This window comes from Gordonia aichiensis NBRC 108223 (assembly GCF_000332975.1).
Taxonomy (GTDB): domain Bacteria; phylum Actinomycetota; class Actinomycetes; order Mycobacteriales; family Mycobacteriaceae; genus Gordonia; species Gordonia aichiensis.
Genome location: NZ_BANR01000043.1, coordinates 1 through 8,748 on the forward strand (window position 1 = coordinate 1; position 8,748 = coordinate 8,748).

The window sequence follows — 8,748 nt, forward strand, 5'->3', positions numbered from 1 at the left end:
GGGACTGTCGTGAGAACGGTGTAAGTGGCCTTACCGCCCTCGGTGTGTCGGGGGCAGGAAGGTCGCATCATGACCGACACTCTGGTGGCTGTGGAGCCATCTGATGAACACGATGACGGGATCGTCGAGGTGCCTGCGGACCGCAGCGTCGATGAACTTGAGGTAGCCCGCGAGCTGGTCCGCCAGGCCCGGGAGGCCGGGGTCCGCCTGACCGGTCCGGATGGGTTGCTCAAAGCGATGACCAAAACGGTGCTCGAGACGGCGCTCGATGAAGAGATGTCTGAGCATCTCGGTTACGACAAGCACGACCAGCGTGGTCGTGGGAGTGGCAACTCGCGCAACGGGTCTCGGTCGAAGACCGTGCTGACTGATGCGTGTGGGCAGGTCGAGATCGATGTCCCCCGGGACCGGGCGGGCACCTTCGAGCCGCAGATCGTGAAGAAGCGCCAACGCCGCTTGACTGATGTGGATGAGGTGGTGCTGTCGCTGTATGCCCGTGGGCTCACCACCGGTGAAATCAGCGCCCATTTCGCCGACATCTACGGTGCTGCGGTCTCCAAAGACACGATCAGCCGGATCACCGACCGGGTGCTCGAAGAGATGGCCACCTGGCATGCCCGTCCGCTCGAACGCGTCTACGCCGCGGTGTTCATCGACGCCATCCATGTCAAAATCCGCGATGGGCAGGTAGGGCCCCGGCCGATCTACGCCGCGATCGGGGTGGATCTGGCCGGGCATCGTGACGTGCTCGGGATGTGGGCAGGTGAAGGCGATGGTGAGTCGGCAAAGTACTGGCTGGCGGTGCTTACCGAGCTGAAGAACCGGGGTGTAGCCGACATCTTCTTCCTCGTCTGCGACGGGCTAAAAGGCCTGCCGCAATCGGTCGGGACGGTCTTTCCCGACACGGTGGTGCAGACGTGTGTCATCCATCTGATCCGGGGCACATTCCGCTATGCCGGCCGCCAGCACCGCGATGCTATCGCCAAGGCGATCAAACCGATCTACACCGCCCCCACCGCTGCAGCCGCGGCCGAGGCGCTGGATGCGTTCGACGCCGAGTGGGGGCACCGGTACCCGGCAGCTATCAATACTCGGGTGTGCTGTGGCGACGTCAACCATGATGACTCCTCGACTCGGTACCTGGCACTCAGGTCTGTGCGTCGACATTTGATGAACTCCACGCCTGTCACCACAGCGTGTTCCGAGGTCTGGAACGACAATGCCGCGTGAATCACAGTTCCGGCGAACGGAACGCATACTGGGGCCTGCGCTGACCCGAGCGGCACGCTTGAAACGTGAACCGACAGCGAGGTGTTCGATGACTGCTATGGAGAATCTTCGGAATGATGTACCGCAAGCCATCGAGTCCGCGGCCGTGCGACTCGCGACGGCACGTCGTACTGCGACACCGTGCAGTCCGGTGCGCGATCTGTTGGGCACTGATGACGTCGTTGCCGCCTATCAGGTGCAGCAGCGGTTCGTCGATGACCGGAGGCGTGAAGGGGCCCGTGTTGTCGGGAGGAAGATCGGCCTGACCTCGCCCGTGGTGCAGCAACAACTGGGAGTCGATCAACCCGACTTCGGAGTTCTCCTCGACGACATGAACGTGTCAGGCATCGACGAAGTACCTGCAGGTGTTCTGCTGCAGCCGAAGGTCGAGGCGGAAATCGCATTCATCCTTGCCGCAGATCTCGACGGAAGCTGTGACCTCGAGACCGTTCGTGAATCGATCGGGCAAGCGGTGGCAGCGATAGAAATCGTTGACTCCAGGATTGCCGAGTGGGACATCTCGATCACTGACACGGTAGCGGACAATGCTTCGAGCGGACTCTTCGTGCTGGGTGATCAGAAGGCTTCATTGTCCGGGTTTGATCCGAAATCCGCGAGCATGACGATGTGGATCGATGACGAAGTCGTGTCGACCGGTAGCGGAGCTGATTGCCTGGGTGATCCGCTGAGGGCGCTGCAATGGCTGGCGCACACCACCTCCTCGTATGGGCAGCCACTGCGGTCGGGACAGGTCGTGCTTTCTGGTGCTTTGGGGCCGATGGTCTCAGTACGACCGGGAAGCACTGTGCGGGCGAAGATTTCCGAGCTGGGCAGTGTGTCTGTGATGTTTGCCGGAGGCGACCGGTGAAGAAGGGAAAGGTTGGGGTCGCCGTTATCGGGTCGGGAAACATCGGGACAGATCTCATGATCAAGATCCTGCGCCAGTCCGCTCGCTTGACGATGATCGCGATGGTGGGTATAGACCCCGAATCGGATGGTCTGGCCCGCGCGAAGCGCCTCGGTGTTCACACGACGGACCGTGGCGTCGAGGGGCTGATCGGACTTGCACACTTCGACGAGATCGACATCATCTTCGACGCAACGTCTGCGGGTGCTCATCGTCGCAATGCAGAGACTCTTGCTCCTTTCGGGAAAATCCTTGTGGACCTGACTCCGGCCGCTATCGGCCCCTATGTCGTTCCGCCGGTCAACCTGGACACGCAGTTGAAAGAGGGGGCCAGGAACGTCAACATGGTTACCTGCGGAGGGCAGGCGACCATACCCATGGTGTACGCGATCTCGCGCGTGAGCGCCGTGGCGTATGCCGAGATCGTTGCATCGATCTCGTCAGCGTCGGCCGGGCCCGGTACACGGGCGAATATTGACGAGTTCACTGAAACGACCGCTGCGGCACTCGAATCGGTCGGCGGCGCTGGCCGGGGTAAGGCGATCATCATCCTCAATCCTGCGTCACCCCCGCCACTGATGCGCGACACCGTGATAGCGCTCATCGGTGACGCCGACCATGACGAGATCCGCCGTTCCATTGAAGCGATGGTGTCCGAGGTAGCGGGCTACGTTCCGGGTTACCGTCTGAAACAGGAGGTGCAGTTCACGCCTGTGTCAGACGATGAGCCGATCCATACGCTGCTGTCCGGTTCCGAGGAGGTGAGAACAGACGAGGTCAGAACAAAGGTGTCGGTCTTTCTCGAAGTGGAGGGTGCAGCGGACTATCTGCCCGCTTACGCGGGGAACCTCGACATCATGACTTCTGCCGCACTTCGGACCGGAGAAGCCATCGCCGCCCGCGTGCTCGCGCACACCGAGCCAACGCCTGTGGTGTCCACGAACTGACGAAACGGAACAGACGTGACGAGAAACCCAGATTCCGACTCCCTCTACATCCAGGACGTCACGCTCCGTGACGGCATGCACGCGGTTCGACACCGTATGAGCACCGCTGATGTCGGACGTATCGTGGCGGCGCTCGATCGTGCGGGTGTTGATGCGATCGAGGTTGCCCACGGCGACGGATTAGCCGGAGGCAGTCTGACGTACGGCCCGGGATCGCACACCGATTGGGAGTGGCTGGAAGTCGCAGCGGAGAACATTTCGACGGCAACGCTCACCACACTCCTGCTGCCGGGTATCGGCACCGTGCATGAACTCGAGCGGGCCTACGACCTCGGGGTCAGATCGGTACGCGTGGCGACTCACTGCAGCGAGGCCGACGTCTCGGCTCAGCACATCGAGTCAGCGCGCGAGATGGGTATGGACGTATCAGGATTCTTGATGCTCAGTCATATGTTGCCACCGCGGGAGCTGGCCAAGCAGGCGCAGTTGATGGAGTCGTACGGTGCGCATTGCGTGTACGTCACGGATTCAGGTGGTCGTCTCACCATGGGTGGAGTTCGCGATCGTGTTCGTGCCTACCGTGACGTGCTCGACCCCGTCACGGAGATCGGTGTTCATGCACACGAGAACCTGTCGTTGGCCGTCGCGAATTCTGTGGCTGCAGTCGAGGAGGGCGCCGTACGCGTCGATGCATCGTTGGCCGGCCAAGGAGCGGGAGCAGGCAATTGTCCCATCGAGCCCTTCGTGGCAGTAGCCGACCTCAGCGGGTGGAAGCATCGGTGTGATCTCTTCGCACTCCAAGATGCGGCCGACGATATCGTGCGCCCCTTGCAAGACCGTCCGGTGCGGGTTGATCGCGAGACGCTGACGCTCGGTTACGCGGGTGTCTACTCGAGTTTTCTCAGGCATGCTGAGTCCGCAGCGCAACGTTATGGACTCGACGTCCGTGAGATCCTGGTCGAAGTGGGTCGTCGGGGCTTTGTCGGCGGCCAGGAAGACATGATTGTCGATGTGGCGCTTGATCTCACGCAGGTTCACGACGCTTCCGTGGGGGTTTCGTCGTAGGCGGGATGAGTCGGTGGACCGGCTTCGTCGTTGACGATGGATACGGTGACTATTATGGTCTAACCATACGACGTTATGTGGAGGTGTGTAGTGCCCGGTGTGTGGTTCGACGAATTGACAGTAGGTCAACGATTCGAGCATCCGATCAGAAGAACCGTGACCGAAACCGACAACGTTCTGTTCACCGCGATGACGCACAATCCCGCACTGCTGCATCTCGACGAGGAGTACATGAAGGGGACCCCCTTCGGGCAACGAATAGTGAACAGCGCCTTTACTCTTGGGCTGATGGTCGGTATCTCCGTCGGCGACACCACTCTCGGCACGGCGGTCGCGAACCTCGGTTGGGACGAGGTTCGCTTCCCGAAGCCGCTGTTCCACGGGGACACGATTCATGTGGTGTCCGAGGTTCTCGAACTGCGCGACTCCAAGTCGCGCCCCGATCAGGGCATCGTGACGTTCCTGCACCAGGCATTCAACCAGGACGACGAACTTGTTGCCTCGTGCAAGCGTAGTGGGCTGCAGCGCAAGAGGCCCCAGCAATGAGCGCACCCATTCGATCGTTCCTGTTTGTCCCCGGCGACAGTGAGAAGAAGCTGGGCAAGATTGCCGACTCCACCGCAGACGCTGTAATCCTCGACCTCGAAGACTCTGTGAGTTCATCTCGTAAGGGCATCGCACGGGCACTGGTGTCGGAGTTCATGGCGGACGGTGAACCTGAACGCGGCGGTCCGCAATTGTGGGTGAGAATGAACCCGCTCGATGGTGAGCATGCGTTACCGGACCTCGCTTCTATCGTGCCCTCCGCGCCCGCAGGTGTCATGATCCCCAAGGTTGATGGCCCCGGTGACGTGCGGCGCGTTGATCACTATCTCGAAGCGCTCGAAGCGGCGAACGGCATGGAAGCAGGGACAATTCGAGTACTGCCGGTCGCCACAGAGACCGCGAGAGCCCCCTTTCGCCTCGGTGACTTTGCCTCATCCGGTATCACGCGGCTGTACGGATTGACGTGGGGCGCCGAGGACCTCAGTGCGGCGCTGGGTGCTTCGACGAACAGGGCCCCAGATGGGCAGTGGGCGAACACGTATCAGTTGGTGAGATCGCTGATGCTCATGGGTGCCCATGCTGCCGGTATCGAAGCCGTCGAGACATTGCATGTGGACATCCGTGACGATGTAGGTCTCGCCGAGACGTCGCGCAGAGCTCGTGCCGAGGGCTTCAGCGGTAGGATCGCGATCCACCCGGCCCAGGTCGACACCATCAACTCGGCCTTCACTCCGACATCTGACGAGATCGATTTCGCGAAGCGCGTGGTCGAGGCATTCGCCGCCGACGTGGGTACCGTGGCGTTGGACGGAAAGATGCTCGATCTTCCACATTTGAAGCAAGCGCAACGCGTGCTGGCGCTGGCCGATCGCTGACCTCGCGGCAGGAGGCCGCCGTCGAGGCAATCGCTGCCGCGCAGGCGGCCTCCGTATTCATGAAGGGTTCTTGGCTAGCGCCGAGAGGTCGTGTAGATCAGAATGCGGTTGAGCCGCGCCGGTAGATGTCGCCGGCGATGATGCGCTTCTGGATCTCGGCACTGCCGTCTGCCGCCACGAGATATGCCATGACGTCGCGGTATCGTGCCTGATGAGGGAATTCTGCAGAGTAGCCGAGATTTCCATGAATCCTCATCGCTACCTCGATGGCCTGACGCGCGACCTGGGGCGGCCACCACTTGCTCATCGATGCGAGCGCGGTATGTGGACGGTCGACTTCGCGCGACCAGAGCGCTTTGTAGCAGATCAGCCGGGCAGCCTCGACCAGAGTGGCTTGTTCGGCGATACCGAAGGACACCCCCTGATAGTTGGAGATCGGCTGTCCAAAAGTCTCGCGTTGCTGGGAATAGGTCACAGCCTCATCCAGGCTCTGCCTGGCCGCCCCGAGGCACATCAAACCGATTGCCGCCCGGCTGAAGTCGAAGTGATTCATCACAGATGCGAATCCACGGCCTTCCTCGCCAACCAGGTGGCTGGTGGGGATGAACACGTCGTCGAAATGAATTGATCCCCATCCGATCGGAAGGCATCCCATTCCCAGCATGTGGTGACGGCTCACCCCCTCGGCGTCCATCGGAACCAGGAAGCAGCTCACACCGGCAGATCGGACGGTTCCCGGGGTCCGCGCGTAGACGAGGGTTGCAGATGCGTTCATGGCCCAGCTGATGGCTGTCTTCTCGCCGGAGATCCGCCATCCGCCATCGACCGGTGTGGCAATAGTCCGCAATGCGCCTGCGTCCGAACCGGATCCCGGCTCCGTGAGGGCGATCGCCAAGGTCTCTTCGCCGCGGATCAGCGTGGGCAGGTAGCGCTCCTGAACCTCCTCGCTTGAATACACGAGTTGAGAACCCACCAGACCGACCTGGATTGGTGCGGACGCCAAATTCATGTCACCTTCGGCCAGAACCTCTGTGGCCAAACCGAGGAGGAGCGGGTCCTCGGTGCCGGTACCACCGAATTTCTCCGGAAGGCCGATACCGAGAACCCCCAGCTCACCTAGCTGTGCGAACGCGTCGTAGGGGAAGGTGGTGCTGGCGGCGCGTCGGGTGTAGTGGGGGAGCAGTTCCGTGGAGCTGAAGTCCCTCAGGACTTTGGCGAACTGCTGTTGCTCCTCGGTGAACTCGAATGAAATCATGCGGATCCTGACGTCGTCGTATCCATCGTCACGTACTGACGATAGATACTATGGTACGACCAAAAGCGTAATCGGAGCCACTGCGGGTGGGCAGGTGGTGTGGTCCGGTCAGTCGAACACCAACACCGGTTTCACCACTCCGCCGTCGTGTTGAATCTTCACAGCGGAGTTGATGTCTGCGAAGGGGAACGTAGTCACCAGTTTGTCCAGAGGTAGGCGTCCGGCGCGGTAGTGCTCGACCAGTTCGGGAATGAATTCGTCGGGTACAGAGTCCCCCTCGATGATTCCGGTGACTGTAAGTCCGAGGGTCAGCGCGTTGATGATGTTGAGTTCGATCGCCGAGTTGGGGTCAGACGGAACGCCGATGAGGCCGACAGTGGCGCGAACCGCGGTCGCGGCGACGAGGCTGTCGACGACAGCAGGGATCCCAGTGGTGTCGACAACGTAGTCGACACCACGCGCGACGATGTCGCGGATCTGATCGGTTACATTGCCCGATGCAGGATCGACCGCGTGCGTTGCGCCGAGTTCGAGCGCGAGCTCACGTCGCTGCGCGGTCGGCTCGACGACGATGATCGTGGAGCACTCCTGCAGTACTGCGCCCATGACTGCGGACAGGCCAACCGATCCGCCACCGGCGATGGCGATGGCCGAACCCTTCCGAGCCTGCAGCGAGCGGGTCACCGCGCCCACACCGGTCTGAACGCCACACCCGAGGGGCGCGAGAATCTCGAAGGGGATGTCGTCGGTGATCTTCACTGTATTGCGTTCATTCGCGAGTGCGACGGTCGCAAAAGACGACTGCCCGAAGAACATTCCGCCCACGACCGCTCCGTCTTTGCTCAGCGGCCTCGTGCCATCGGAACGGACGCCTCCGTAGTTCTGGGGAGTGAAGTTCTCGCAGTAGGACTGACGTCCGGTCGTGCAGGTCTGGCACTGTCCGCAACTGTTGAAGGTCAAACTGACCCGATCGCCGGCCGCGACCTTGGTGACTCCGTCGCCGATGGCGATCACTGTGCCCGCACCCTCATGGCCGACGACGCCGGGGAATTCGAGGGGTAGGACCCCGTCGCGGGCGGCGAGGTCGGTATGGCACAGGCCGACTGCCGCGATCTTGACCAGAACTTCGCCCTCCTTCGGGCCGTCGATGTCGATGTCGGCGATCTCGAAGTCGCTTCCTATCCCGGTGAGCAGCGCTGCTGTGGATTTCATTTGTCTTCTCCTGATGGTGGTCTGCGAGGGGTGTGCGGTTCGATGCGTCTAGGTGACCAGCGTCTGGCGGGTCGCGGGCGTTGAGAGCAGGTCCTTCAGCGATGTCGAAGGGTCTGCCAGCGCATCGGGGTCTATCGGTGTGCATGACGAGATGAGCTTCTTGCCTGCCATGAAGTCGGCGGGGGCATTGACTGACTCGACCGCCTTCACGGTGTTGTCGCGTCCAAGGTGAAAGAACGACACGGCATCTCCGTTGGGGTGTTGCCGCGTGATCACCAGGTCGTCCGGTTCTCCGAGACCTGCGATTTTCAGTTTGAGGTCGAATTGATCAGACCAGAACCACGGCACCTCCGAGTGCCCGGGGCGGGTGCCGGTGATCGCTGCCGCGGCTCGCTTGGCGTGTTCGGTCGCAGCAGGGATGGATTCGAGTCGGCGTAAGCCCGCATACCCGGGGACGGGACGACGCGCGACGTCGCCGATGGCGAAGACGTGTGGGTCGCTGGTCCGTCCCTCGTCATCTGTGATGATTCCGTCGTCGCACTCGAGACCCGCTGCGCGTGCCAGATCGTCGGCGGGTCGGGCACCGATGCCCACGAGTACGGTGTCGCTGTCGAGTATTCCACCGTCTGCGAGGACGACCCCTGCGGCGCGGCCTCCACAGTTTCGCGGCTC

At 61.7% G+C, this 8,748-nt stretch carries 9 protein-coding genes; 6 read left to right on the forward strand and 3 right to left on the reverse strand.

Annotation, left to right across the window (positions count from 1 at the left end):
- Window positions 1-69 precede the first annotated feature (69 nt).
- The 6 genes from GOACH_RS21965 to GOACH_RS21990 all read left to right on the forward strand — a co-directional run bounded on the left by GOACH_RS21965 (window position 70) and on the right by GOACH_RS21990 (window position 5,609).
- The gene (locus GOACH_RS21965) at window positions 70-1,230 is read left to right on the forward strand and encodes an IS256 family transposase (protein WP_005180149.1); all 1,161 of its coding nucleotides are present in this window, start codon (window positions 70-72) and stop codon (window positions 1,228-1,230) included.
- A gap of 88 nt (window positions 1,231-1,318) precedes the next feature.
- On the forward strand, window positions 1,319-2,137 hold the full coding sequence (locus tag GOACH_RS21970) for a 2-keto-4-pentenoate hydratase (protein ID WP_005180152.1): 819 nt from the start codon (window positions 1,319-1,321) through the stop codon (window positions 2,135-2,137).
- 56 nt (window positions 2,138-2,193) lie between these two features.
- Window positions 2,194-3,123 carry an acetaldehyde dehydrogenase (acetylating) gene (locus tag GOACH_RS21975; protein ID WP_052004102.1) on the forward strand — a complete coding sequence of 310 codons (930 nt, stop codon included), beginning with the start codon at window positions 2,194-2,196 and terminating at the stop codon, window positions 3,121-3,123.
- A gap of 15 nt (window positions 3,124-3,138) precedes the next feature.
- Window positions 3,139-4,188 carry a 4-hydroxy-2-oxovalerate aldolase gene (gene dmpG / locus GOACH_RS21980; RefSeq protein WP_005180159.1) on the forward strand — a complete coding sequence of 350 codons (1,050 nt, stop codon included), beginning with the start codon at window positions 3,139-3,141 and terminating at the stop codon, window positions 4,186-4,188.
- 90 nt (window positions 4,189-4,278) lie between these two features.
- A complete protein-coding gene (locus GOACH_RS21985; protein ID WP_005180161.1) occupies window positions 4,279-4,734 on the forward strand; it encodes a MaoC family dehydratase in 456 nt (151 codons plus the stop codon).
- Window positions 4,731-5,609, forward strand: a complete 879-nt coding sequence (locus GOACH_RS21990) for an HpcH/HpaI aldolase/citrate lyase family protein (protein ID WP_005180163.1) — start codon at window positions 4,731-4,733, stop codon at window positions 5,607-5,609. Before GOACH_RS21985 ends, GOACH_RS21990 begins: the two co-directional genes overlap by 4 nt.
- Before the next feature lie 97 nt (window positions 5,610-5,706).
- Here the strand turns inward: GOACH_RS21990 and GOACH_RS21995 are convergent, their stop codons facing one another.
- The 3 genes from GOACH_RS21995 to GOACH_RS22005 all read right to left on the reverse strand — a co-directional run.
- Complete coding sequence (locus GOACH_RS21995; RefSeq protein WP_005180165.1) at window positions 5,707-6,864, reverse strand: acyl-CoA dehydrogenase family protein; 1,158 nt, start codon at window positions 6,862-6,864, stop codon at window positions 5,707-5,709.
- Between the two features lie 108 nt (window positions 6,865-6,972).
- Window positions 6,973-8,076: an NAD(P)-dependent alcohol dehydrogenase gene (locus GOACH_RS22000; RefSeq protein WP_005180168.1), complete on the reverse strand. Its 1,104-nt coding sequence runs from the start codon at window positions 8,074-8,076 to the stop codon at window positions 6,973-6,975.
- Window positions 8,077-8,124: 48 nt separating this feature from the next.
- On the reverse strand, window positions 8,125-8,748 hold a 624-nt coding region (locus tag GOACH_RS22005), incomplete at its 5' end, for an oxidoreductase C-terminal domain-containing protein (protein ID WP_005180171.1).